This is a genomic window from Streptomyces sp. NPDC004542, assembly GCF_040610035.1.
Lineage (GTDB): Bacteria > Actinomycetota > Actinomycetes > Streptomycetales > Streptomycetaceae > Streptomyces.
On record NZ_JBEXLP010000100.1, the window covers coordinates 1 to 25,077 of the forward strand.

General features: G+C 73.7%; 17 protein-coding genes, 4 pseudogenes and 1 riboswitch. Of the genes and pseudogenes, 8 read left to right on the plus strand and 13 right to left on the minus strand.

Annotated elements, in window-relative coordinates:
- Positions 1-79: 79 nt before the first annotated feature.
- A pseudogene (locus ABZX30_RS32820) lies at positions 80-832 on the plus strand (lysylphosphatidylglycerol synthase domain-containing protein); the annotation flags it as partial.
- Positions 833-1,081: 249 nt separating this feature from the next.
- Here the strand turns inward: ABZX30_RS32820 and ABZX30_RS32825 are convergent.
- A complete protein-coding gene (locus ABZX30_RS32825; protein ID WP_355940408.1) occupies positions 1,082-2,053 on the minus strand; it encodes a hypothetical protein in 972 nt (323 codons plus the stop codon).
- Between the two features lie 13 nt (positions 2,054-2,066).
- Positions 2,067-3,539 (minus strand): APC family permease, encoded by a 1,473-nt coding sequence (locus ABZX30_RS32830; RefSeq protein WP_355940411.1) that lies wholly within the window; start codon positions 3,537-3,539, stop codon positions 2,067-2,069.
- A gap of 379 nt (positions 3,540-3,918) precedes the next feature.
- Between ABZX30_RS32830 and ABZX30_RS32835 the strand changes: the two genes are divergently transcribed.
- Positions 3,919-4,407, plus strand: a complete 489-nt coding sequence (locus tag ABZX30_RS32835) for a DUF5709 domain-containing protein (RefSeq protein ID WP_355940414.1) — start codon at positions 3,919-3,921, stop codon at positions 4,405-4,407.
- Positions 4,408-4,518: 111 nt separating this feature from the next.
- Here the strand turns inward: ABZX30_RS32835 and sthA are convergent.
- Positions 4,519-5,932: pseudogene (sthA, locus tag ABZX30_RS32840) on the minus strand (Si-specific NAD(P)(+) transhydrogenase).
- Positions 5,933-6,091: 159 nt separating this feature from the next.
- The gene (locus ABZX30_RS32845; protein WP_355940417.1) at positions 6,092-6,298 is read right to left on the minus strand and encodes a hypothetical protein; all 207 of its coding nucleotides are present in this window, start codon (positions 6,296-6,298) and stop codon (positions 6,092-6,094) included.
- Between the two features lie 187 nt (positions 6,299-6,485).
- Here ABZX30_RS32845 and ABZX30_RS32850 point away from each other — a divergent pair, with 187 nt between their 5' ends.
- Together ABZX30_RS32850 and ABZX30_RS32855 are read left to right on the plus strand one after the other, a co-directional pair.
- Positions 6,486-8,321, plus strand: a complete 1,836-nt coding sequence (locus ABZX30_RS32850; RefSeq protein WP_355940420.1) for a glycoside hydrolase family 15 protein — start codon at positions 6,486-6,488, stop codon at positions 8,319-8,321.
- 342 nt (positions 8,322-8,663) lie between these two features.
- Complete coding sequence (locus ABZX30_RS32855; protein WP_355940423.1) at positions 8,664-10,178, plus strand: FG-GAP repeat protein; 1,515 nt, start codon at positions 8,664-8,666, stop codon at positions 10,176-10,178.
- A 13-nt stretch (positions 10,179-10,191) separates the two neighbouring features.
- Here ABZX30_RS32855 and ABZX30_RS32860 read toward each other — a convergent pair.
- The 5 genes and pseudogenes from ABZX30_RS32860 to ABZX30_RS32880 all read right to left on the minus strand — a co-directional run.
- Positions 10,192-10,362, minus strand: a pseudogene (locus tag ABZX30_RS32860) (ATP-binding protein); the annotation flags it as partial.
- 94 nt (positions 10,363-10,456) lie between these two features.
- Complete coding sequence (locus ABZX30_RS32865) at positions 10,457-12,964, minus strand: SpoIIE family protein phosphatase (RefSeq protein ID WP_355940426.1); 2,508 nt, start codon at positions 12,962-12,964, stop codon at positions 10,457-10,459.
- Positions 12,965-13,114: 150 nt separating this feature from the next.
- Positions 13,115-13,801 carry a 2-phosphosulfolactate phosphatase gene (locus tag ABZX30_RS32870; RefSeq protein WP_355940430.1) on the minus strand — a complete coding sequence of 229 codons (687 nt, stop codon included), beginning with the start codon at positions 13,799-13,801 and terminating at the stop codon, positions 13,115-13,117.
- Between the two features lie 44 nt (positions 13,802-13,845).
- Positions 13,846-14,133, minus strand: a complete 288-nt coding sequence (locus ABZX30_RS32875; protein WP_355940433.1) for a YkvA family protein — start codon at positions 14,131-14,133, stop codon at positions 13,846-13,848.
- Between the two features lie 123 nt (positions 14,134-14,256).
- Entirely contained in the window at positions 14,257-15,435 is a 1,179-nt protein-coding gene (locus ABZX30_RS32880) for a hypothetical protein (RefSeq protein ID WP_355940435.1), read from the minus strand.
- A 264-nt stretch (positions 15,436-15,699) separates the two neighbouring features.
- Here ABZX30_RS32880 and ABZX30_RS32885 point away from each other — a divergent pair, with 264 nt between their 5' ends.
- Entirely contained in the window at positions 15,700-16,029 is a 330-nt protein-coding gene (locus tag ABZX30_RS32885) for a DUF4097 family beta strand repeat-containing protein (protein WP_355940438.1), read from the plus strand.
- A 222-nt stretch (positions 16,030-16,251) separates the two neighbouring features.
- Here the strand turns inward: ABZX30_RS32885 and ABZX30_RS32890 are convergent, their stop codons facing one another.
- Positions 16,252-17,616 (minus strand): FAD-dependent oxidoreductase, encoded by a 1,365-nt coding sequence (locus tag ABZX30_RS32890; RefSeq protein WP_355940441.1) that lies wholly within the window; start codon positions 17,614-17,616, stop codon positions 16,252-16,254.
- A gap of 175 nt (positions 17,617-17,791) precedes the next feature.
- Here ABZX30_RS32890 and ABZX30_RS32895 point away from each other — a divergent pair, with 175 nt between their 5' ends.
- Positions 17,792-18,868 (plus strand): NAD-dependent epimerase/dehydratase family protein, encoded by a 1,077-nt coding sequence (locus tag ABZX30_RS32895; protein ID WP_355940444.1) that lies wholly within the window; start codon positions 17,792-17,794, stop codon positions 18,866-18,868.
- Here ABZX30_RS32895 and ABZX30_RS32900 read toward each other — a convergent pair.
- Both ABZX30_RS32900 and ABZX30_RS32905 read right to left on the minus strand, forming a co-directional pair.
- Positions 18,844-19,197, minus strand: a pseudogene (locus ABZX30_RS32900) (C40 family peptidase); the annotation flags it as partial. The gene ABZX30_RS32895 and the pseudogene ABZX30_RS32900 sit on opposite strands and share 25 nt — an antisense overlap.
- A 1,664-nt stretch (positions 19,198-20,861) precedes the next feature.
- Positions 20,862-21,032: riboswitch (cyclic di-AMP (ydaO/yuaA leader) on the minus strand.
- Between the two features lie 170 nt (positions 21,033-21,202).
- On the minus strand, positions 21,203-22,432 hold the full coding sequence (locus ABZX30_RS32905; RefSeq protein WP_355940447.1) for a SpoIIE family protein phosphatase: 1,230 nt from the start codon (positions 22,430-22,432) through the stop codon (positions 21,203-21,205).
- A 475-nt stretch (positions 22,433-22,907) separates the two neighbouring features.
- Between ABZX30_RS32905 and ABZX30_RS32910 the strand changes: the two genes are divergently transcribed.
- Positions 22,908-23,531 carry a GNAT family N-acetyltransferase gene (locus ABZX30_RS32910; RefSeq protein ID WP_355940450.1) on the plus strand — a complete coding sequence of 208 codons (624 nt, stop codon included), beginning with the start codon at positions 22,908-22,910 and terminating at the stop codon, positions 23,529-23,531.
- 16 nt (positions 23,532-23,547) lie between these two features.
- Here the strand turns inward: ABZX30_RS32910 and ABZX30_RS32915 are convergent, their stop codons facing one another.
- Positions 23,548-24,249, minus strand: a complete 702-nt coding sequence (locus ABZX30_RS32915; protein ID WP_355940453.1) for a lipoprotein — start codon at positions 24,247-24,249, stop codon at positions 23,548-23,550.
- A 170-nt stretch (positions 24,250-24,419) separates the two neighbouring features.
- On the opposite strand from ABZX30_RS32915, the gene ABZX30_RS32920 reads away from it, so the two are divergent.
- A complete protein-coding gene (locus tag ABZX30_RS32920) occupies positions 24,420-24,878 on the plus strand; it encodes an NAD(P)H-dependent oxidoreductase (protein WP_355940456.1) in 459 nt (152 codons plus the stop codon).
- Positions 24,879-25,077 lie beyond the last annotated feature (199 nt).

Consider the following 25,077-nt stretch of genomic DNA (forward strand, 5'->3'; position numbering starts at 1 on the left):
TCCTCGACGTAGGCGTCGAGGAGGAAGGCCAGCATCGTACGGCCGACACCGGCCGCGGGCTCGATGACGTACGGCGTCCACCTGGGCGGCCTCGGCGCTCGCCCAGCAGGGCGCGGTCGCCCGGCGGCTGCCCGGCGGACGTCTGGTGGCGGCCCAGTTCGCCGCTTGCGCCGCCAACCACGTGCTGCCCGCCGGGCTGGGGGCCGGGGCGGTGAACCTGCGGTTCCTGACGCGCTGCGGGCTCCCGCCGGGCCGCTCGGCCAGTGCGCTCGCGGTCAAGGCCACCGCGGGTGCCCTGGTCCGCGGCGCGCTGATCGCGTCGCTCGCCCCCTTCTGCCCGGGCCTGCTGCGGATCCCGCACGTCCCCCCGGCTGTCCTGGCCGCCGTTCTCGTCGCCCTGGGGCTGGCGGCCGGCCTGCTCGGCGGTCCGCTGTGGCCCCGCTGCCGGGCCGCCCTGGCGACCGTCCTGGCCGACATCCGCGCCGTGCACGCCACACCGCACCGCGCGGCGGCCCTGTGGTGCGGCTCGCTGGGCTTCGTCGCACTGCACTGCCTGGTGCTGATCGCCGTCACCCGGGCCGTCGCCCTGCCGCTGCCCCCGGTCCGCGTGGCGCTGCTGTACCTCGCCGCGAGCGGCGCCGCCGCCCTGCTGCCCACCCCAGGCGGCCTGGGCTCCCTCGACGCGGCGCTCGGTCTCGCCCTGACCTCGTCCGGGGCCCCGGCCGCCGGGGCCGCCTCCGCCGTGCTCGGCTACCGGCTGCTGACCGTGTGGCTGCCGCTGGTGCCCGGACTGCTGGTGCTCGGGGCGCTGGTCCGGCGCAAGGCGTTGTGAGCGGCGGGACCTCGCCCGGCGGCGATCCCGGCCGCTGCCCCGAGGGGGCTGCCGGCGGCCCGGTTTTCCCTTCGCATGGCCAAGGTGTGCCCGCGGCTTTTCCCGCACATCCCTTGTACCCGCCGGGGATCGGCACGAGGCTGTCCCCTGTCGCTCCCGATGACGGCCGTCCCTGGTTCCGCACAGCACCTCCCCGCGCGGAGCCAGGGCCGGCGACGGGCTGCCCGCGTGCGGGGCCCGTCCGGGGCGTCACTCCCTCAACCGCAGATCCTTGCGCCATTTGAGGATCTGCTTCTCCGGATCCCCGGTGTACGACCACGGCGTCCGGGTCGCCCGGCGGCCCAGCAGACGCAGCATGGAGCCCGCGACATCGGTCGTGCCCGCGAGGCAGGCCGCGTGGGTGAGGTAGTTGAGGTCACGGAGCTCCGCCGGGACCACGGGTGCGTCGGCGCGGCCGGCGATCCAGCGCTGCCAGGTGCGGCGCACGTCGCTGACCGCGCCGTCGTGGTTCCAGTGCTGGCCGAGGCCGACCGCGGAGTGCCGCCCCTGCGCGCCGTCGAGGGCGTGACGGAACTCCTCGACCCGGGCGTACTGCACGAGCACCGGCAGGGCACTGCCGGGCGGTGCCACCCCGGCCGCGTCGCGCGCGAAGTCGTACATCAGGCCGTGGGTGCCGTGCCAGCGCGCCGAGTAGTAGTGCAGGACCTGGAGGTGCCCCTCCGTGCTGTAGGGGTCCCGCCCGTGCAACTCGTCCCACCAGCGCGCGAGTTCCTGCCGCCGTACCCCGGTCGGGTACAGCCGTGCGACCGAGATCAGGGAGATCCACGGCGTGGGGTCCTCCGGGTAGGCCTCGGTGGCCCGCAGACAGGCCAGTACGGCCGCGTCGATCCGGTCCCGGTCGATCGGCGCGCCCCGGCCCGCGGCGATGGCCAGGCTGAAGGCCCGGGCCGTCTCGGTCGCCGCGCGCAGCACCAGCGCGTCGGGGTCGGCGGGTTCGGCGGCCAGCCAGGACTCCACCGTCGTACTGCCCGCGCACGCCTGCGCGAGCAGCCGGACCCGGTGCCCCCGGGACGGCCAGTCGACACCGGAGGCCCGCAGCAGTTCGCGCAGACCCTGCCAGCGGCCGATCACGATGTCGTGCCGGGTGGAGGTGAGGGCGCCGTCCCCGCAGTCGGGGTCGAAGTCGGGGGTGAACCTGGAGAGGAAGCGGTCTTTCGCCATCGGGTCCCGCCCCTCAGAAGTCGGTGGGGAGACCCTCGTGGGCCCGTGTCGCCTCCGCGGCACGGTCGTCCGGGACGTACTCCGTCTGCACGGTGCGGGTGGCGTCGAGCTTGGCGGGCCGGTAGTAGTCGCTGCCCTGCTTCCAGTACCAGAGCATCGGCACCAGACCGACGGCCAGCCCGCCGAGGCCGATGCCCACGGCCGCGCCGCTCAGCTCACCCAGGGACTCGATGAAGATCCAGAACATGAACAGGGCGCCGAACAGCGGCCACACTCCGCCGAGCAGGAAGTCGGTCGCGGACCTCAGCAGCATCTTGCGGTAGGCCACCACGACCGCGAGGCCCGCGAGACCGTAGTAGACGGCGATCTGCAGACCGATCGCCGAGATGGCGTCGGCGAGGATCTCACCCACCGAGCCGAGGGCGTTGGAGGCGATGAACATCACCAGCGCCACCCCGCCCACCACGGCGATCGCCACCCAGGGGGTGTTCCAGGTGCGGTGCACCCGCCCCAGCGCGGACGGCATCGTACGGTCGCGGCCCATCGCGAACAGCGAGCGCGTGACCTGGATGAGCGTCGTCTCCAGGGTGGCGATGGTCGACAGCATCACGGCGATGATCAGCAGCTTGCCGCCCCAGCCGGGCCAGACCTCCTCGCCGAGCACGGCCAGCACGTTGGCGTCGTTCTCCTCGATCTGCTTCGAGGACAGGATGACGTTCACGGCGATGGTGAACACCTCGAAGAGCAGGAAGACGATGCCCACGCCGATCAGGCCCGCGAGACCGGTCGTACGACGGCTGTTGCGGGTCTCCTCGCTGAGGTTGCTGGTGACGTCCCAGCCCCAGTAGTAGAACGCGGCGACGAGCGCGCCCGAGGCGAAGCCGGCCATCCCGTCGAAGTGGCCGAAGCCCAGCCAGGACCAGTCGAAGGCGCGGGCGTTGCCGGTGTGGGACAGGGCCAGCACCGCGAACAGCAGCAGGATCGCCAGCTCGACGCCCGACATCAGCAACTGCGCGCGCACCGTGAGCCGGGCGCCGCCCAGCACCACCGCCAGCATGATCAGGAACCACACGGAGCCGACCACCGTCGACAGCGCGGTGTCGTCGGCCAGCTTGTCGTCGAACAGGGCCAGCGTCATCGACCCGGCGGGCAGCGAACCGGCCACCATGAAGATGGTCGCGGAGATCACCAGAGCCCAGCCGCTGATGAAGCCGAGGAAGGGGTGCAGGGTGCGGCCGACCCAGGAGTAGCTGGCGCCCGCGTTGACGTCGATCCGGCCGAGGTAGCTGAACGCCAGCGCGATGCCCAGCATGGGTATCGCGCAGTACAGCAGCGCGGCCGGGCTGGCCAGCCCCACGGCGCCGACCAGCACCGCGGTGGTCGCCGCGATCGAGTACGCCGGGGCGCTGCCCGCGACCGCCATGACCACCGTGTCGAACGTGCCGAGGGCGTTGGCCTGAAGCCCTCTGCCCCTGCTGTTGCTCATCGTCGTGCCGCTTTCGGTCGTGCACGCGCGCGGGCCTCCTGGCCCGGCGTCGTACGGGGTGGGGGGTGTGGGCCCGGCCCGGACCCGTGAGAGGGATGACCTCGGGTCGGGGTTCGGCCAGGAGAAAGGCAGGGGAACGCGCGGACCGTCAGCCCTGCGTCGGCAGCCGGTCACACCGCGTGCGTGGTGGATGTGATGATAGCGGCACTTCTTTACGTTTCAAGATTGACCAGTCGGTAATGTCCGCCCACCCCGCCCCTGCCAACTCCCCGCGCTGGTCAGGGCCTTTGCCGCGCCCGGGATTAGGGTCCCGGCAGCGGGAAACGCGGACCGGAGACCGCGACAGCGACAGGCGCCGGGCGGCGAGAGGGAGGCGGCCATGACCGATCAGCAGCCGGAGCACACCCCGATGGCGGACGACGTGTACCAGCCCACCGGGACCAACGAGGAACAGCAGGACGCCTCGCCCCTGGACCTCCAGAACGCGGTGGACGAACGGACCTACGACGACAGCCTCGACGAGGGTTACTCGCCCCCCGAGAAGCCGCTGGGCGTCACCCGGTACGGGACCACCGCGGCCGAGCAGCACGAGGGCGAGAGCCTCGACCAGCGGCTGGCCCAGGAGCGGCCCGACGTGTCCCCGCCGCCCGGGGACGCCGTGGGCGACCTGCCGGGCGGCGAGGGCGAACCCGTCGATCCCGAGGCGGGCACCGACCGCGCGGGCCGGCTCGTGGCCCCCGACGAGGGCGCCCACCCGGACACCACGAAGGAGACCGTCGCGGACGACGTGGGCATCGACGGGGGCGCGGCCACCGCGGAGGAGGCCGCGGTGCACGTCATCGACGACGCAACGGCACTCCCCGAGTAGCCGGCCGCTTTCCCCCTGGTGCCGCCGGGGCGGATCGGCTCGGTGGTCGCCGCGCCGTGCCGGGTCCGGGGCGGGCACGGGCCGGCGCGGCGGGGGCGGCGCCGCGGGGGGTCAGTCCGCCAGGTGGTCGATCTGGCGGAGCTTGTTCGTGGCGTCGAGGGCGGCCACCTTGTAGGACTCGGCGAGTGTCGGGTAGTTGAACACGGCGTCGACGAGGTAGTCGACCGTGCCGCCGCAGCCCATCACGGACTGGCCGATGTGGATCAGCTCGGTGGCTCCCGTGCCGAAGCAGTGCACACCGAGCAGCGTGCGGTCCTCGGGCGAGACCAGCAGTTTGAGCATGCCGTGCGAGTCGCCGATGATCTGACCGCGGGCCAGTTCCCGGTAGCGGGCGATGCCCACCTCGAACGGCACGCTGTCCGCGGTGAGCTGGTCCTCGGTGCGCCCGACGAAGCTGATCTCCGGGATCGTGTAGATGCCGATCGGCTGGAGGTTGTGCATGCGGGCCACCGGCTCGCCGAACGCGTGGTAGGCGGCCGCCCGGCCCTGTTCCATCGAGGTCGCGGCCAGTGCCGGGAAGCCGATGACGTCCCCGACCGCGTAGATGTGCGGCACCTCGGTGCGGTAGTGCTCGTCCACTCCGATGCGGCCGCGGGCGTCCGCCGACAGACCGGCCTTGTCCAGGTCCAGCCCGTCGGTGACGCCCTGGCGGCCCGCGGAGTACATGACCGCGTCGGCGGGTATCTTCTTGCCGCTCTCCAGGACGGTCAGCGCCCCGCGCGGATGGCGTTCGACGGCGGCGACGGTCTCCCCGAACCGGAAGGTCACGGCCAGGTCCCGCAGGTGGTACTTGAGCGACTCGACGACCTCCACGTCGCACAGGTCCAGCATCCCGGGGCGCTTCTCCACCACCGTGACCCGGCTGCCCAGCGCCGCGAACATCGAGGCGTACTCCATGCCGATCACACCGGCGCCCACGATGACCATGGAACGCGGCACCCGCTCCAGCGTGAGCACGTTGTCCGAGTCCAGGATCGTGCGCCCGTCGAACTCGACGCTGTCCGGGCGGGCGGGCGGGCCGGGTGCCGGTGGCGATCACGATGTGCTCCGCGCTCAGCAGCCGCTCCTGACCGGTCACCTCCCGCAGGGCGACGGTGTGCGGACCGACGAAGCGGGCCGTGCCGGCGTGCAGGGCGACCTGGTTGCGGGACAGCTGGCTGCGGATGACGTCGATCTCCCGGCCGACCACGTGCTGGGTGCGCGCGATCAGGTCGGTGACGGTGATCTCCTCCTTCAGACGGTAGCTCTGCCCGTACAGATCGCGCTGGGTGAGGCCGGTGAGGTACAGCACCGCCTCGCGCAGCGTCTTGGAGGGGATGGTGCCGGTGTGGAGGGAGACCCCGCCGACCATGTCGGGGCGGTCGACGACCGCGACCCTCCGCCCGAGCTTGGCCGCGGCGATGGCGGCCTTCTGGCCGCCGGGTCCGGATCCGATGACGAGCATGTCGAAGTCGAAGTCGGGCACCCCCGGAGTCTGCCAGCCCGCGCCCGCCCAGGGGAAGGCCGGACGGAAAACCTTCCCGGGCGCCGCACACGGCGCCCGGGCACCCCACGCGCGGGCACCCCACTGCACCTGTGCGCGCACTCCCGCCGCGCCGGGAGCACGCCCCTACCGCGCGCGGCCCTAGGGAAGCAGCTTCTCGATGGCGGACGGCCCCTCGGTCTCCAGCTTGCGCCTCGCCCACTCGAGGTTCGCCGGGGTGACGTCCCGGCCTGCGGCCATCACCATGTCCTCCGCCGTGATGTCCTGGCCTGGGGAGGTGTGGAGCAGGGAGTCCGGGGTGCGCAGGTCGTCCGACAACCGGGACGCTTCGGGTTCTGACGTCGACATGATGCCTCCTCCTCGGGCCCGGACGGCCCGTACCGCGGGACCGGGCCCACTCTCACCATTCACCGCATGGGCGTGCCCTGCATCCGGAGGGGCCGCAGGGCCCGGTGACGAGGTACCTGGAGACGGCGGAAGGAAACCCCCGGCCCTACGCTGGAAGCAGTCCGCACGCCCGGACCGGGGAGATGCCATGGCCGAGCCGCAGTTCCAGCAGGACGCGCCGGGACGTCCGCGCCCCCTGCCGATCGCCGAGCACGGGCTGATCGGCGACCTGCGCAGCGTGGCCCTGGTGGGCAGCGACGGCACCATCGACTGGTACTGCTGCCGGGCCTTCGACCAGCCCAGCGTCTTCGCCGCGATCCTGGACCCCGAGCGCGGCGGCGCCTTCGAACTGGCCGCGGCCGCACCGGCCCGGACCAAACAGTTCTACTTCCCCGACACCAACGTACTGATCACCCGGTTCTTCACGGAGGAAGGTGTCGGGGAGATCCAGGACTTCATGCCGGTCACCGGCGACACCGCCGAGGCCGGCCGGCACCGCCTGATCCGCCGCGTCCTGTGCGTCCGCGGCACCGTCCCCTTCCGTGCCCGCGTCGCACCGCGCTTCGACTACGGAGCGGCCCCGCACGCCCTGACCATGCTCGGCGAGTGCGCCCTCTTCGAGTGCCGGGACATGGCCCTCGCGCTGACCGCGACCGTGCCGCTGGAGGGCGACGGCAGGGACGCCTTCGCCGACTTCAAACTCACCGAGGGCGAGACCGCCGTGTTCGCCCTCGACCAGGTCGGCGACGGCGTACGGCCGCGCGGCTGCCCCCACATGGAGGCCGAGCACCAGTTCGCCGCGACGGTCGCCTACTGGCGGCGCTGGCTGTCCCAGTCCCGCTACCGGGGCCGCTGGCGCGAGATGGTCCACCGCTCCGCCCTCACCCTGAAGCTGCTCACCTACGCGCCGACCGGTGCCATCGTGGCAGCGCCCACCACCAGCCTCCCCGAACAGCTCGGCGGCGAACGCAACTGGGACTACCGCTACGTGTGGGTCCGCGACGCCGCCTTCTGCGTGTACGCCCTGCTCCGGCTGGGCTTCTCCGGCGAGGCCGAGGCGTTCATGCGGTTCGTCACCACCCACATCAGTCCCGGAGACGGCCGCGCCTCGGGGCCGCTGCAGATCATGTACGGCATCGACGGCCGCACCGACCTGCCCGAACGCGAACTGCGGCACCTGTCCGGCCACCAGGGCTCCGCCCCGGTCCGGGTCGGCAACGCCGCCGCCGACCAGCTCCAGCTCGACATCTACGGCGCCCTGATCGACTCGATCTATCTCTACGACAAGTGGGCCGAGCCCATCTCCAGCGGCCAGTGGGACGACGTGTGCCACCTGGTCGACTGGGTCTGCGACCACTGGGACCAGCCCGACGAGGGCGTGTGGGAGACCCGCGGCGGCCGCAGGAACTTCCTCTACTCCCGTCTGATGTGCTGGGTGGCCATCGAGCGCGCGATCCGCCTCGCCAACCGGCGGGGCCTGCCCGCCGACCTCCTGCGCTGGCGGCAGTGCCGGGACACCGTCTACCGGCGGATCATGGACCGCGGCTGGTCGCCCCGGCGCGGCGCCTTCGTCCAGCACGAGGACAGCGACGTCCTGGACGCCTCCGTGCTGATGATGCCGCTGGCCAAGTTCATCGCCCCCACCGACCCCAAGTGGCTGTCCACCCTGGACGCGCTCACCGAGGAACTGGTCTCCGACTCCCTCGTCTACCGCTACGACCCGCAGGCCAGCCCGGACGGGGTGCGCGGCGACGAGGGCACGTTCTCGATCTGCTCGTTCTGGTACGTCGAGGCGCTGGTGCGGGCCGGCCGGCTGGAGGAGGGACGGCTGGCGTTCGAGAAGATGCTCACCTACGCCAACCATCTCGGCCTGTACGCCGAGGAGATCGGCCGTACCGGTGAGCAACAGGGCAACTTCCCGCAGGCGTTCACCCACCTGTCCCTGATCAGCGCCGCCTTCAACCTGGACCGCGCCCTCGGCTGACCTGGTGCCCCGGCAGGCAACGTTCGCCCCGTCGCGACGCCCGGCACGCTCCCCAGAGGGGGTGCCCCACTCGCCGCACCGGCCGAAAGCCCACGTACGTCCAGCACGAGGACTTCCGGCCGGCACTCCCCCAGCCTTCGGCCGGGGGCACCCCCGGAGCACGCACCGGACGCCGCTCCTTGACGGGCAGACGTTGCCTGCCGGGGTATCAGCACGGACTGTCACCGGTGTGTCACAGTCGTGCGCGGCACCACAACTCCGCCCGGACCCCTCGTGTCGAACTGGGTGTCGGTCACCGAACGTGATCCGACGGACCGTCACACGACCATGGGGGAACGGGACATGACCCGCACCATACGCACCGCCCGCCGGACCACGGCCTCGGCGGCCGCCACGGCCGCCTCCTTCCTGCTGCTGGCCGGCGCCGGCATCCTGGCCGCACCGTCCGCGTTCGCCGGCGTCCCCGGCGGCACCGCCGCCGCCGACCGCAACAGCGACTTCGACGGCGACGGCTACACCGACGTCCTCATCGGCGTCCCGGAGGGCACCGTCGACGGCAAGGAGGGCGCCGGATACGTCACCGTCCAGTACGGCGCACCGGGCGGCATCGGCACCGGCAGCACGGTGCCCAGGGGCCGCACGGCGGTCATCAGCCAGTCCAGCAAGGGCGTGCCCGGCACCTCCGAGGCCTGGGACGACTTCGGGCAGGCGGTCGCCACCGGCGACCTGGACGGTGACGGCTACGACGACGCGGTCGTCGGCGCGCCCAGCGAGGACGAGGGCAGCGTCGAGGACGCGGGCCGGGTGACCGTCCTGTACGGCTCCAAGGCGGGCCTGGGCGCCGAACGGACCGCCTCCGTCACCGCGGACCGGCCCGCCGCGGGGGCCCGGTTCGGCCTCGCAGTGGCCGCCGCGCGGTTCACCGGGGACACCGCCGCCGACCAACTCGTCGTCGTCGACCAGCAGGTGGGGCTGCACGCCTTCACCTACCACGCGGGCGTCCTGCGGCGCGTCGGCGCCCCGCACTCCACCGGACACCGGCTGCAGCCCGCCTACCTGACCACCGGCGACTACGACCGCGACGGCTACGCCGACCTCGTCGTCTCCGGCTACAGCCCCGACGACGACTACTCCCAGGGCTGGTCGGCGTACTACGCGGGCGGCACCGAAGGGCTGGGCTACCGGCGGGACCTGCACGGCGGCCTGGGCACGGCCTCCGGCGACATCGACCGCGACGGCTACGACGACCTCGTCGTCGGCCAGCTCAGCGCCGCCGACGAGTCCACCGGGGACGCGAACGCGCCCGGCGGGCTGGTCGGCGTCTACTACGGCGGCCAGGACGGCCCGGCCGGCACGCAGGGCCCCGGCACCTCCGCGCAGTGGTGGTCGCAGAACTCCCCGGGCGTGCCCGGCACCGCGGAACAGGGCGACGCCTGGGGCGCCGACCTGTCGGTGGCCGACGTGGACGGCGACGGCTTCGCGGACGTGGCCGTCGGCGCGCCCGGCGAGGACGTGGGCACGGTCGCCGACGCGGGCGCGGTGTGGCTGCTGCGCGGCACGGCGAACGGCCTGACCGGGACCGGCGCCCGGTCCTTCGACCAGAACACCCGCGGGATTCCCGGCACCGCCGAGGCGGACGACGGCTGGGGTTCCCAGGTGCGGCTCGCGGACACCGACGGCGACGGCCGTGCCGAGCTGCTCGCGTCGGCGTCCGGCGAGAACGCGGGCGACGGCGCGGTGTGGCTGCTGCCCGCGAGCGGCGGCGGCCTGCTCGCCGACGGCTCGTGGGTCTACGGCGCCGCCGCCCTGGGCGGGAACGGCCACGCCGCCCGCTTCGGCGCGGTGATCGACGAATAGGGCCGGGCCCCGCTCAGGGCAGCGCCTGCTCCGCCCAGATGATCTTGCCGGTGGGGGTGTAGCGGGTGCCCCAGCGCTCGGCGAGCTGGGCGACGAGGAACAGCCCGCGCCCGCCCTCGTCGGTGCTCGCCGCGTACCGCAGGTGCGGTGAGGTCGTGCTGCTGTCGGACACCTCGCAGATCATGAGGTGACTGCCCGTGATCGGCGGGGGGCGAGCCGGGACCAGGAGAGCCGAGGGCGTCATGTACCGGGGGCACGGGCGGCCGGGTGCGCCGGGCTCATCGGGGGCGCCCGGGGGCCGCGCGGCGGCTGGCCAGCAGCAGCGCGACGTCGTCGGGGCGGTCGGTGGCGTGGCGGGCCGTGGCGGTGAGGCGGTCGGCGACACCGGACAGGGAGCGGCCGCCCCGGCGCCCGGCGGCGGCCCCGGCCCGGGCCAGGGCCACGCGCAGCGCGCCGATGCCGACGTCGATGTCCACGCCGGGCCGCTCGACGAGCCCGTCCGTGTACAGGGCGAGGATCGCGTCCGGCTCCAGGGTCAGTTCCGCCACCGGGTACTGCGCGTGCGCGTCCACGCCGAGGACGACACCGCCGGGGAGTTCCACGACACGGGTGCGCCCGTCCGGGCAGCGCAGCAGCGGCGGCAGATGCCCGGCCCGGGCCACCCGGGCCGCCCCGGTGGCGGGGTCGAGACGCAGATAGCAGCAGCTCGCGAACTGCCCGGGGTCGAGATCGATGAGCAGCCGGTTCGTACCGCTCATGACCTCGTCGGGCGGGTGGTCCCCGAGCGCGAAGGCCCGCACCGCGCTGCGCAGCTGCCCCATGGTCGCCGCCGCCTGCACACCGTGCCCCTGGACGTCCCCTATGACCAGCGCGAGGCCGTCCCCGGCCTCGACCACGTCGTACCAGTCACCGCCGACGTCCATCCCCTGCGTGCCGGGCAGATAGCGTCCGGCGGTCTCCACCTGCGGATGCGCCGACAGCCGCCGGGGCAGCAGCGCCTGCTGCAGGCCCCGGGCGAGGGCCGCCTCGCTGTCGTAGCGCTGCGCCTTCTCCATGGCGTGCGCGATCAGCCCGGCGAGCGCCGTGAGGACCGTGCGTTCCTCGGTGCTGAACCCGCGGTTGCGCTCGAAGCCCAGGATGCAGGAGCCGACGGGGCGTCCCGAGGCGATCAGCGGCAGGAAGGCGCGGGCGCCCTCGGTGGCGTCCATCGGGATGCCCGGGTAGGCGGCGTTCAGCAACTGCATGGACTCGAAGAAGATGGGCCGGCCCGTGGTGAGCGTCTCGACGCCGGGCAGGCGGGCGTCGAGACCGACGCCCTCGAACCGGGTGAGGAAGCCCTGCGGGAAGCCGGTCTCCCAGGCCAGGTACAGGTGCCGCTCTTGCAGCAGGTAGATCGCCAGCCGCCGCCCGCCGAACGCGGGCAGCAGCTCCCGCATCACCACCTCCGACACCTGGCGGGCGGTGACCGCGTCGGTCAGCGCGATGGCCAGCGCGATGGGCCGGTACACGGGGGCCAGCGAGGGGCCGCCCGGCGGGGGCTGCACCGGCGGCAGCTCCACGTGGGTGTCCAGCGGCGCGTCCATCCGGTCCGCCGGAACGACGGTGCAGCTGAGCGTGTCCGGGCCGGCGTGCAGGGACAGTGCCAGCCAGTCGCCCTCGCCCTCGCCGTCGTCCGGCGGCCGCCGGACGTGGAAGTGCACCGGCTCGGGGGAGAGCAGGGCGCCGCGGATGTGGTCCTCGTACGGCGGCCGGCTCAGCCACGGCACGGCCTCCTCGAAAGGCCGCCCGAGCAGCCGTTCCCGCTCCCGGCCCAGCAGGCGTGCCGCCGCCGGATTGGCGTACACGATCACACCCAGCCGGTCCAGGCAGAACACGCCCTGCGGCAGCGGGTCGGCCGCTGCGCCGGCGGACGCGGCGGGGCCGGGATCGAGGACGAGCCCCCGTACCAGGGACGCGTCGGCCCTCTCCGACGGGGGCCACAGCTCCAGCAGCCGCGTGGTCCCGTCGGCCGCCCGCACGTGCAGCGGCAGCGGCGGAGGTGTGCCGGCGGCCGTGTCGTCGAGCGCCGTGATGATCTGGTGGGCGTCGGCCGGGGCCAGCGCCCCGGCGAGTGCTTCCCCCGTCGCGGCGAACTCCTCCGGCAGCGCGCCCAGCAGGTCGTGCAGCCGGCCGTCCACGGTCACGGCGGAGGTCGCCGGGTCCCAGGTGAACCGTCCGACGGGCCAGGGCACCGGGCGGGCCGCGGGCGGGCGCACGCACAGCGGTTCCCCGTCCCAGACGACCGCGTCCTCCGCTTCCTCCTCGCTTTCCACCAGAGCGCGCAGCTCGGCGCCCAGTTTCTCGGCCAGGGCGGCCAGCCGGTCGGGCTCGGGCAGCTCGTCCCCGGCGTCCGCGGCGGCCGGCCGCATGACGGCCAGTACCCCGAAAGGCGGCTTCGCCCCCGGCACCGGCACGTAGAGCGAACCGAACTGGAACGGCAGACCGGCCGCGAGCTGGGGATAGCGGCGCACCGTCTCCGTGGCGTTCGACAGCACCACCGGTGTGCCGGACCGGTAGGCGTCGGCGACCGGAAAGGGCTGGTTCACGTGCAGCTGCCACCAGGGCCGGAACAGCGGACCCGGCAGCCCCACCAGCACCGCCAGACGCAGCAGCCCGGGCGTGCCGGAGCGCAGGTAGACGCCGCTCACGTGACCGCCGGCCGTGCCGAGCGCCCGGGCCGAGGCGTCGGCGAGCAGCCGGGCCAGCCGTCCGCGGACCCGGTGTGCCTGCTCCCCGCTGCCAGTCATCGGCCTCTGCCTCGTCCGTGCGCCGCCGGGTGGGTGACACAGCAAGAATGCGTCACGACGGCCGGGAATCGCACCTGGGCGAACGGTATGAGTCCCGCCGGACAGCGGGGACGCACAGCGGGGCCGGGCGGCGACGACGCCGCCGGCGGGTCAGCGGACCGGCACCGCCCTGACGGTCAGCCGTCCCTCCTCCCGCCCGGCCACCAGGGCGAACGCGCAGGTGTCGACCTCGAGGCAGAGCTTCATGTCGTCGGGGTGGACGCCCGCCCAGCCGCGCCGGACCCCGTCGGCGAGGCGGGCGGCACCGTCGGAGTGCCGGGCGCGGGTGACGTACGGCGCCGGGTCGGTGGTGTCCGAGGCGGTGCGGGCCGCGATGTACTGGGCGCAGGCCAGGTCCTCCTCCGCTCGTCCGCCGTCCCCGGTGACGACGAAGGTGACGGCGGCCGGCCGCTCGCGGCGCAGGAACGCGGCCGTGGCGCCGGCCACCGCGAAGCTCGCGCACATCAGGAGCCGGGCGTCGGCGACCGCCAGCGCGCCCACGGTTCCGGCGGTGGTCTTCTGCACCACGGTGCGGCCCGCCACGTCGAGCGAACGGAGCCGGGCGGGGGAGTTGGCCAGGTCGAAGCCGGGCGTCGGGGCTCCGTCCTGGAAGGCCGGCCAGCCGGGGTGACGGGCCTTCAGTTCCAGTGCCTCCTCGGCGGTGTCGGTGAAGACCAGCTTCTCCGCCCCCTGCCGCAGGGCCCCGGCCGCCACGGTGAACGCGCGCATCACGTCGACGACGACGGCGACCTCGGGCGTGCTGGACAGACCGGTGATCGAGGTGAACGACGATCGCATCGCACCATGATGAGGCGGCGCGCCGCGCGCCGGGGAGGGCGGTGTCAGGATTCGGCCTCGTCCGGCGGCAGCGGCCGGACGGCGCGCATGCTGCGCAGGGCGAGGAGCAGGACGCCGATGTCGTCGAGGTACACCGGGTCGGGCAGCAGGTCGGTCGGCAGGACCAGGTAGAGCACGGCGCCCCAGAAGACCCAGCGCGAACCGGTGGGCAGACCGGCCCGGCGCAGGGTCCGCCGGGTGCGCACCAGCCGGACGAGGACGGCGAGGGCCACGGCGAGCAGGGCCGCCGCGACGACGGCGGCCACCACGAGCCAGGTTGCGGTCCCGTCCATCGGGCCTCCTCCTCGCGACATCGGGCCTCGGGCAGGCCGGTTCCCTTCCGCCTTCCCCGTCCCGCCCGTCCTCTCTCCTGCCGGTCCGCATCTCCTTCCGGACGGGCAGGCGAGGCGGACGGGTCACGACGTCCGGTCGGTCTCCTCCGCGTCACCCTTCGCGCTGTCGCCGGCGTCCCGCGCGCTGAGGGCGGCGGGCGCCGGACGCAGTGCCCTGGCACCGACCCTGAGGCGTTCGAAGGTTCGGGTCAGCTGCTGCAACGGCCAGGCCGGCGGGTCGGTGGGCGGCAGGGCCGGCCGGGCGGGGGCGTCACGGAAGGCGGCCAGTGCCTCGTTTGCGCGCTCGGCGGCCTCCCGGTACAGGTCGCGGGATTTCGTCATGGCCTCGAGCGCCTCGGCGTACCGGGCGACGAGTTCCCGCTGACGGGCCAGCTGCTCCTCGAGGGTCAGCAGCGTCCACTTCTCCCGCAGGCCGGTCAGCGCCTCCTCGGCGCCCTCGGGCAGCGGCCGGGGGAGGGCGGCGAAGCGCCGCAGTACGCCGATGAGTTCGGCCGGTTCCGAGCCGTCCAGGAAGACGCTGCGCACCGCGTGCTCCCGGCCGTCGTAGCCGGGCGGGGCCGGCTGCGGCGGGAGGAGCACCGCGCCACCGCGCGGCACCTCGACGCCGAACTCCTTCAACGCGTAGTTGACGGCGCGCAACTGGTGCGGGGCGGCCCGGTGCTCCACCACCCGGTGCCGCAACCCCGGCGGCAGCAGCCGCGTGAGCGGCAGCGCGCCGCGCGCGTCCGGGGTCATCGCCTCGTGCACCACGAGGTGGACGCACCAGGACTCGCGCGCCGCGCCGCGCAGCACGCGCCGCATGTCCTTGTCGTCGGCGGGCAGCGGGTTGACCTGACGCAGACGCAGGTCCGGCACGGCGTGGTGGTGGTCCCAGGCGGTGGCCGTGCCGTCGGGGTCGTCCGGCCAGAACATCGTGGCGGGCGACGGCCACGCGTCGTCCCACGGGCGTTCCGCCTCCGCGACAAGGATCCACCCACGGCCCTCCTCTTGGGGCTGCGGCGGCAGCAGGACCAGGCGGGCCCTGACCGTCACGTCACCGTCGACCCGCCAGCGCGCCTCGAAGACCCGTCCGGGCGTGTCCGCGGGGTCCGGCGGTTCGGCGAAGTCGTCGAGGACCTCGTCCACCTTCAGCCGGCGCAGGGTGCGGCGGAGGACGTCCTCGGCGAGGGAGCCGGTGTGGCGACCGCGGGCCAGCCACACGGTACGGGGTGTCGTGGCGCGGTCGGTGGCGGAGTTCGACATGAGCCAATCTACGGAGGGGGACGGCGTGCGCCCCCAGTATCGCGGAAGGTGATCTCGCCACGTCGAGCGGGGCCCCGCGTTTCGCGGGGGCTCGCGTGGCGCGCACGGGGTGTGCGCGGCGCACTGCGACGAGTGGCCGTTCACCCATGCCGGTGATCTGTCCAGGCCACGACAATGGGGGCCCACGGACGGGGCCCGCCCGCCATCCGCTCAGGGGCGGTCCCCGTCCGCCCGTCCTGCCCGCCCCGCACGGCTCCCCGCGTCATGGACCCGCACGGTGCCGTCGTCAGGCTCGCCACCCGCAACGGCTCGGTACGCGCGGTCGCGCTCGGCGCCCGGCGGCTGCGGGCCGGGACGGTCAACGGCGACCTGGACCTCGACTGCGCCACCGCGCCGGACACGGTCACCGCCGCCACCACGAACGGCTCGGTCCGCGTCTCGGTGCCGCACGGCGCCCCGGCCTACCGGGTCAGGGCCACGACGGCCAACGGCCGCCCGTCCGTCACGGTCCCCACGGCTTCCGCGTCCGCTTCCCGCGACCGGAGCATGACCCTCACCACCGTCAACGGGGACGTCACCGCGGCCACCGGATGACCACGGCCCCAGGCCAGATGCACCTCCGCGCCGGCCTCCCGGAGCGCGAGGGCCAGGGGGAGACCGGCGTAGACGTCGAAGCCACCGCCCGCGTCGGCGACGAGCCGCGCGCGCGGCGCAAGCGGGTGAAGAGGGCGTGTTCACGAGGGGAGAGCACCGCAGGACGCCGGCAGGCCGTCCGGCCCGGCAGGCCGGGATTTCGCGGTGCTCCCCGGGGATGCGTTACGCCCCGCTCTCCCGCAGCATCTCCTCGCGCTCGACGATCTTCACGCGTTCCCGCCCCTGCGGTTCGCCCAGCGCCTTCTCGGCGGCGTCCAGGCGGTACCAGCCCTCCCAGGTGGTGAAGCGGACGTTCCGCTCGGCGAGGAAGGCGTCCACGGCCTCCGGCGCCGGGGAGGCGGGCGTGTGCAGCCGGCCGTTGGCGAAGTCGTCCAGGAGGTTGGCCACCGTCTCGTTGGCGTCGCCCTTGGTGTGGCCGATCAGGCCCACCGGACCGCGCCGGATCCAGCCGGTGACGTACGTCGACTGCAGGTGCGCGCCGCTCTCCTCGACGACCCGGCCGCCCTCGTCCGGGACCGTGCCCGACTCGAGGTCCCACGGCAGCTTGGGCAGCTTCTCGGACAGGTAGCCGACGGCGCGGTAGACCGCGGTGACGTCCCAGTCCTTGAAGGTGCCGGTGTTCCTGACGCTGCCGGTGCCGTCCAGCTCGGTGCGCTCGGTGCGCAGGCCGACGACCCGTCCGTCCTCGCCGAGGATCTCGGACGGCGACTCGAAGAAGTGCAGGAACAGCTTGTGCGGCCGGTCGCCGACGTCGCGGATCGCCCAGTTCTCCAGCGTCTTGGCGACCATGTCGGCCTGCTTGTTGCCGCGCCGGGTCTCGATCGACCCCTCGTCGTAGACGATGTCCTCGGGATCGACGATGACCTCGATGGTGGGGGAGTGGTCCAGCTCGCGCAGCTCCATCGGGCTGAACTTCGCCTGGGCCGGGCCGCGGCGGCCGAAGACGTGGATCTCCCGGGCCTTGTTGGCCTTCAGACCCTCGTACACGTTCGGCGGGATCTCGGTCGGCAGCAGCTCGTCCGCCGTCTTGGCCAGGATGCGGGCCACGTCGAGCGCGACGTTGCCGACGCCCAGGACGGCGACCTTCTCGGCCTCGAGCGGCCAGGTGCGCGGCACGTCCGGGTGGCCGTCGTACCAGGACACGAAGTCGGCGGCGCCGTAGGAGCCGTCGAGGTCGATGCCGGGCACCGACAATTCCCGGTCGGCCATGGCGCCGGTGGAGAAGACCACGGCGTCGTAGAAGGCCCGCAGGTCGTCGAGGGCGATGTCGGTGGGGTAGTCCACGTTGCCGAACAGGCGGATCTGCGGCTTGTCGAGCACCTGGTGCAGGGCCGTGATGATGCCCTTGATGCGCGGGTGGTCGGGGGCGACGCCGTAGCGGATCAGGCCGAACGGGGCGGGCATCCGCTCGAAGAGGTCGATGGACACGCCGGGCTCGGCCGCCACCTCGGACTTGAGCAGGGCGTCGGCGGCGTAGATCCCGGCCGGGCCGGCTCCGACTATGGCTACCCGCAGCGGGCGCGGCATGATCAGGTTCCCTTCGAGTGGTGACAGGCGACTCGAACGGGAAGCCTAAGCTAAGGCAGACCTAAGTCAGTACGCGGGTCCGGCCTATGAGCTCATAAGCCGACCTTATGTCTGAAGGCCGGCGAGGCGAGGCGGCGGGGTGGAGGACGCGATGGGGGACGGGCCGGGGGACAGGATGAGCGGACGCGTGGGCGGGGACACGACCGTCGTGGTGACCGGTGGCAGCGGGTTCGTCGGCAGCCATCTGGTGCGGCGGCTGCTGGAGCGGGGCTACCGCGTGCACACGACCGTGCGCCGGATCGCGCACCTCGCGAAGGTACGGCCCCTGTGGGAGACGCAGGAAGCCTTCCCGGGGCAACTGACCCTGTTCGAGGCCGATCTGCTCCGTGAGGGTTCCTTCGACGAGGCGGTGCGCGGCTGCGCGGTGGTCTTCCACGTGGCGTCGCCGTTCCTCATGCCGGAGAAGATCCAGGACGGCCGCCGGGACGTGGTCGACCCGGCCGTGCTGGGCACCCGCAACGTGCTGGCGGCGGTGGAGCGGACGCCGTCCGTGCACACCCTGGTCCTCACTTCCACGGTGGGCGCGGTCTTCGGCGACTACGCCGACGTCCTCGAGATGGACGGCCAGGTGCTGTCGGAGAAGTACGTCAACACCACCAGTACCGTGGAGAACAACCCCTACCACTATGCGAAGACCGTCGCGGAGCGCATCGCCCGGGAGGCCGAACGGGCCCAGGACCGCTGGCGGATGGTGTCCGTCAACCCGGGACTCGTCCTCGGCCCCTCCCTCACCCCCGCCTCCGCCTCCGGCAGCCTCTTCCTGCTCGACCAGCTGTTCAAAGGGTACTTCTGCTACGGCGCCCCGGACTTCAGCTTCACCACGGCGGACGTACGGGACGTCGCCGACGCGCACATCGCCGCGGCGGAGAACCCGGCGGCCAGGGGCCGCTACATCGTCGCGGCCGAGACGATGACGTCCTTCCTCGAGATGTCCCGCGTCATCCGGACCCGTCACCCCCTCGACCCGCGCCTGCCCCGCACCGCGCTCCCGCACTGGCCGGTGCGCGTCCTTGGCCCCGCGTTCGGGCTCACCCAGGACTACATCCGCAAGCACCTCGGCATCCGCTTCCGCGTGGACAACGGCCGGAGCGTGCGCGAGCTGGGCCTCTCCTACCGGCCGGTCGAAGAGACCCTGCTCGACCACTACGAGAGCTGGCGCGGCCGGTCTCAGGCGGGGCGTATCACTCGGTGAATCGCCGCCTCCCCGGCGCCGTAGACCGACTCCTCCCGGATGTAGGCGCCCTGGCCCGGCGCGTGGATCATCATGCCGTTGCCGACGTACAGGCCGACGTGGCCGGCGTCCTGGAAGAAGATCACGAGATCACCGGGCCGGGCGTCGCTCAGTGCCACGGGTGTACCCGCCTCCGCCTGCTCCCGCGCGGCCCGCGGCAGCGTCACGCCTGCGGCTCGCCAGGCGGCCTGGGTGAGACTCGAGCAGTCGTAGGAGTCCGGCCCGGTGGCACCCCACACACAGGGCCGCCCGATCTGTGCCCGCGCGAACGCCAGCGCCTTCGCGGCCCTTCCTTCGAAGGGGGCGGGGGCCGGGGCCGGGGCCGGGGCAGGTGTCGGGAACGGCGCCGGGGTAGGGGCAGCAACCGGGGTGGGGCCAGCAACCGGGGCGGGCGCCGGGGTGGGGGAAGCAACCGGGGCGGGCGCCGGGGTGGGGGCAGCAACCGGGGCGGGCGCAGCAACCGGTGCCGGTGCCGGGACCGTGGCGGTGAGCGTCACGGCGTTGATGCCGGGGTTGGCAACGCTGAAGGCTCCCGTGGCGGCGACGGGGCTGGGTGCGGTGACGGTCGCGGTGTTGGTGAAGGGGGCCGAGGCGGTGACCGCTCCCGTGTTCGCGACCGGGTTGGGAACGCTGAAGGTGCCTGTGTTGGCGACGGGGTTGGGGACGCTGAAGGTTCCGCTGTCCGTCACTGGGTTGGGAACGCTGAAGCTGCCGGTGTTGGCGACGGGGTTGGGGACGGCGAAGGTCCCCGTGTTCGCGACCGGGTTGGGAACGCTGAAGCTGCCGCTGTCCGTGAGTGGGTTGGGGACGCTGAAGGTTCCGCTGTCCGTCACTGGGTTGGGAACGCTGAAGCTGCCTGTGTTGGCGACGGGGTTGGGAACGCTGAAGGTTCCGCTGTCCGTCACTGGGTTGGGAACGCTGAAGCTGCCTGTGTTGGCGACGGGGTTGGGCACGCTGAAGCTGCCGCTGTCCGTGAGTGGGTTGGGAACGCTGAAGGTGCCCGTGCCGGTCATGGGGGGCGCGCCCTGGGCGGCAACGCCCAGGGAGGGGGCGGCCGTCGCGCCTCTGCGGGCCGTCGCCGCACCCGCGGCGGACAGGCCCGCACTGAGCCCGGACCACTGCTGGCGCAGCCACTCCTGCTCCGCGGGCTGGAGCTTCTGTTCCGGGTCGCCCCGCCAGGCTTCGGCGGCGGTACCCGCGGGCTCGGCCGCCGCGCGGGGCGCGGGCGAGCCCGCTTGGGCCATCCGTCCGGAGAGCAGGTCACGGGCCGCGGCGAGCTTCTTCTGGTTCTTCTCCTTCGAGGCCAGCGGCGAGGACCGCCGCGGCTCGGCCGCGGGCAGCTCCATGGGGCTTGCCTGCCGCGGCTCCGGCACGGCGGGCAGCGCGGTGGCGGGTCCGGCGGTCAGCTCCGCGGCGGGTCGGCGGGTCAGCTCAGCCCGGGGACGCGCCGTCAGCTCGGGCAGGGCACGGGCGCCCGTCTCCCCGGAGGGCCCGGCGGTCAGCTCCGGCAGGACGCGCTCGGCAGCTTCCAGCAGCTCTTTCGGCACCGGGACGTTGGGGCGCCGCTCCGCCGGGCGCTGCGGGGCCCGGTCCGTGGGCAGCACGGCGGGAACGGTGGGGCCCAGTTTGGACCGGGCGCCGGTCATCCACTGCCGGGCGATGTTGTCCAGACCGGCGGGGGTCTGGCGCTGCGAACCCCGGTCCGCCGGGAGTATGGCAGGGGAGGTGGGGCCCAGTTTGGACCGGGCGCCGGTCATCCACTGCCGGGCGATGCCGTCCAGGGCGGGATCGGCCCCCCTGTCCGGCCTGCGGAGGCGTACTCCGCGACCAGGTGTTCCCCCCGACGCCGCCGCACGGGTCGCGTTGAAGTTCCCCGTGGCGTTCTCCGTCTGGTCGTAAAGGCTGTCGATTCGCTGCCGAACCTCGTCGCGGCTGTCGCGCGCCATGGGGGCCGTACTCCTTCCGTGCTCCGCCTACCGGGTTAGCTGACGGGTTCGGGCGGTCGATGGTGGAAGGCATGCCCTACGGCCCCTGCCCCTCGGGCGGTCGGGCCGATTCACCCCAAGTCGGTTGGGTCCCCGGCTCCGTTGTCCCGCGGGGACACCGGACTCGGCGGAGGCCGCGCGGCCCGACGGGGTTCGCCGGGGGGAGCCGTGCGGTCTGGACGCCAACCTAGCCAACTTGTGTGGCTGGTGTGAAGGTTGAAGCGCGGTATGTCCGATACGTAATTGTGATATTCATCTTGATGCTCGTGACCATCCGGTGAAAGTGTCCGCGAGGGCGTGCAAAACCGCCTCACAACCGCATGATGACCAGCGCGGTGTCGTCGGTCGCGCCCTCCCTCGGGAGCAACTCCCGCAGGACGGTGTCGGCAAGGTCGTCCGGGTCCGCTTCCCGGTGCCGGCCGACGGTGTCGGCGAGACGCGCCAGCCCGACGTCTATGTCCTCCCGGCGCCGCTCGACCAGACCGTCGGTGTACAGCACGAGGAGGGCCCCCTCGGTGAACCTGGTGTGGGCCTCGGGCCGGGGCTGCGGGTCGGGCCGGGCGTCCAGCGGGGTGTCGGTGGCCCGGTCGAGGAACTCCACGGTGCCGTCGCGGTGGACCAGTACGGGCGGCGGGTGGCCGGCGCTGCTGTACGTAAGGGTGCGGTGACCGAAGTCGATGAACGTCGTCACCGCCGTCGCCGACTCCGCGCCGTCGAGCACATGGGCGTACTCCCCCAGGGCGTTCAGGGCCTGAGCGGGGCCCTCGGCGACGCGGCAGGCGGCGCTCAGCGCGCTGCGCAGCTGGCCCATCACGCACGCGGCCCGCAGGCCGTGCCCGACCACGTCGCCGACCGAGACCCCGATGCAGTCGCCGCCGCCCCGGTCGACCAGGTCGTACCAGTCCCCGCACACGTTCAGCGCGCTCACCGCGGGCCGGTAGCGGACGGCGGCCCGGTGGCCTCCCACCCACCGGCGGGCGGGGAGCATCGCCTCCTGGAGGGCGAGCGCCACCTCCTGGTCCTGGGCCTGGGTCCGGCGCAGTTGCTCGTTCAGCTCCTGCAGCTCCCGCGCGCGCCGGTACAGCTCGGCCTCCAGTACCTGGGTCCGGTTGCCGTCCGCGCCCCTCCGGGCCCGGATCAGCTCGGTGACCTCCTCGACCCGGTGCACCAGCAACACCACCGTCCCGTCCGGGCCGATCACCGGCGCGTTCACCGGGCTCCAGTAGCGCTCGTCCCAGTGCCCCGGCCGGTCGGGGAGCTCGACGTCGTACCGCTGCAGGGCCATGGTGTCGCGCTCGCCGGTGGTCACCACCCGCCGCAGGGAGGCGTCCAGATTCCGCATGCCCGTGGCGCCGGAGTCGTTGGGGTTGTCCGGGAACACCTCGAACAGACGACGCCCCACCACGTCCTCGCGTCTGCGTCCGGCCATCCGCAGGAACTCCTCGTTCGCGTCCGCGAACACCAGGTCCGGCGTCAGCAGGGCGACCATGCCCGGCAGGGCCTGGAACACCGCCGCGTAGTCGATCTCCGCATCCGCCATGGCCCGCCGCCCAGTCCGACCACCTGTACGGGCACAGTTTCCCACGAAACCGGCACATCGGGGGTGGGGCAGGAACGATCGCCGCAGGTGGGGGCGGCCGCATCAACTCGGGCCGTGCGTGCGGCGCGGGCGGCGAGCCCGGCGGCGCGCCGTCACCGAGCGCCGACGTCACACCCGGCACCGCAGACCGAGCCCGGGGTGCCGCCGCAGGCCCAGCTCCAAGCCCCAAGCCCCAAGCTCCAAGCTCCAGCCCCAGCCCCAGACTCAGGCCCAAACCGAGCCGCAGGCCGTCCAGGGCCGCCTCGTCGAGACGGGGGGCGCATCTGTGGCCCGGTGCGCTCGGCGCGGTGCTCCTGGTCGCGACGCCTGCCCGACGGACGCCGGAGCCCTGAGCCGGGGGAGTCCGGAGACGCTGAGCCCCGGACCTCGCCCGAGGGGTTGTGGGAGCGCTCCCACAAGCGTCAGGATGTCATGCATGGCCACCAGCCCGCACCTGCGCCCGTACCGCCCGTCCGACCGCGCCGCCGTCGCCGACGTATGCGTCCGCACCGCCCACAACGGCGGCGACTCCCGGGCCCTGTACCCGGACCAGCGCCTGATGCCGACTCTGTTCGCCGAGCCCTACTGCTTCCTGGAGCCGGAGCTCGCCTTCGTCCTGGACGACGGGCAGGGTCGGGCGGTGGGATACGTGGTCGGCACGGCGGACACGGAACGGTTCGTCAAGGCCTTCCGGGACACCTGGATCCCCCGGGTGACCGACCGCTACCCCGAACCCACGGCGGCGCCGCGCACACCGAGCGAGGACATGGTGGCGCTGCTGCACCGGCCCGAACGGATGCTGCTGCCGGAACTGGCCGGGCATCCGGCGCACCTGCACATCGACCTGCTGCCGCGCTGGCAGCGGCGCGGCCACGGGCGGCGGCTGATGGACGCCCTGCTGACCGCACTGCGCGAGCGCGCAGTCCCGGCCGTCCACCTGGGCATGGTGACCGCGAACACCGCCGCCCGCGCGTTCTACGACCGCCTCGGCTTCGAGGAGATACCGGTGCCGGACCCCGGCCCCCTCACCTACCTCGGCCGGTCCACCCGCCCGCTGTGACGGCCGGGCGCCGGGCTCAGGCGACGCGCAGGGTCCGCTTCGCCAGTTCGTACGCCGGGAGCATCTCCTCGTGCTCCCCGCTGTCCAGCCCGCCGAGGTGCAGGACGACCGGGCCGTCCCCGGTGGTGACGGCCAGCGCGCTCTCCTTCTTGGACTCGTCGAGGAGCTCGCTGGTCCAGACGTACTCGACCTCCACGCCGGAGACACCGCCGGTCCTGAACGTGCGGTACTTCTCCTCGCTCGTGTGGTCCTCCGCCGCCAGGAAGGCGCGCAGAACGGCACGTACGTCCGTGTCGCCCGGCCTGCCCTTCCAGACGCGCAGGAAACCGATGTTCCCGGCGGGCTTCGCGTCGATCTCGCAGGCCAGGGTGACCGGGCCCTGGCGGAGCAGCGCCTCGGCGAGGGCGCTGGAAAGGCCGTCGTCCCCGCTGGAGCCGCTGGAGCCGCTGGAGCCGCCGGAGCGGCGGGAGCCGTCGGCGGCCCCCGCGGACCCCGCGTCGACCGCCTCCGCCTTCCAGTCCGCGGCGATGTCGAAGGTGACGGGCAGCTCGCAAGGGGAACCGGCGGCGCCTACGCTGCCGCCGCTCCTGGCGGGCGTGCCCGCCGCCGCACTGCCCCGGCTCGTCGCCGTCGCGCTCGAGGACGGCTTCGGACCGTCCCCGTCGGGCGGGCCCGCGCAGCCCCCCAGCACCGCCGCCAGCAGCAGCGTCTGCGCCACTTGGCCCCCCACCCCGACGCGCACCGTCGCCACCCCCTTCTGCTCGGGCCGCTCACTGTAACCGAGGCCGGCGGGTCCGCCCTCGCGGACTGCCGGGGCCCGCCCCTGCCGCCCCGACGGGCGGGCCGGCGTCCTTGCGGCCGGACGGCGCGCCGGGGCAGGGTGCGGGTGTGCCCACCTTGCTGATCGTCCACCACACGCCCTCGCCCAACTGCCAGGCCCTCTTCGAGGCCGTCGTCTCCGGGGCGACGGCTCCGGAGATCGAGGGGGTCCGGGTGGTCCGCCGTGCGGCGCTGGCCGCCACCGCGCCCGACGTGCTCGCCGCCGACGGATACCTCCTGGGCACACCCGCGAACCTCGGCTACATCTCCGGGGCGCTCAAGCACTTCTTCGACCAGGTCTACTACCCGTGCCTGGACGAGACCCGCGGCCGCCCCTTCGGAGCCTACGTACACGGCGGCGGTGACGTCACCGGCGCGCTCCGCGCGATCGACACGATCACGACGGGCCTCGGCTGGCGGCGGGCGGCCGACCCGGTCACCGTGACCGGGGAGCCCGCCAAGGCCGACGTCGAGGCCTGCTGGGAGCTCGGCGCGACGGTGGCCGCGGGGCTGATGGACGCGTCCTGAACGGCACGCGGGCCGCGCCCCGCGTGCCGCCGTCGGAGGGTCCCGAGGGCCGCCGGACGAGGAACCGTCCGGGCCGGGTCCGGCGGGGTACGCGCCGCTCCGGCGGGAGTGGAGCCACGGCGGCCGACCGCGGCCGGTCCCGCACGCCCGGCCGGCGCCGTCCAGGCGCGGCTCCCCTCGCGCCTCGCGCCGGGACCCG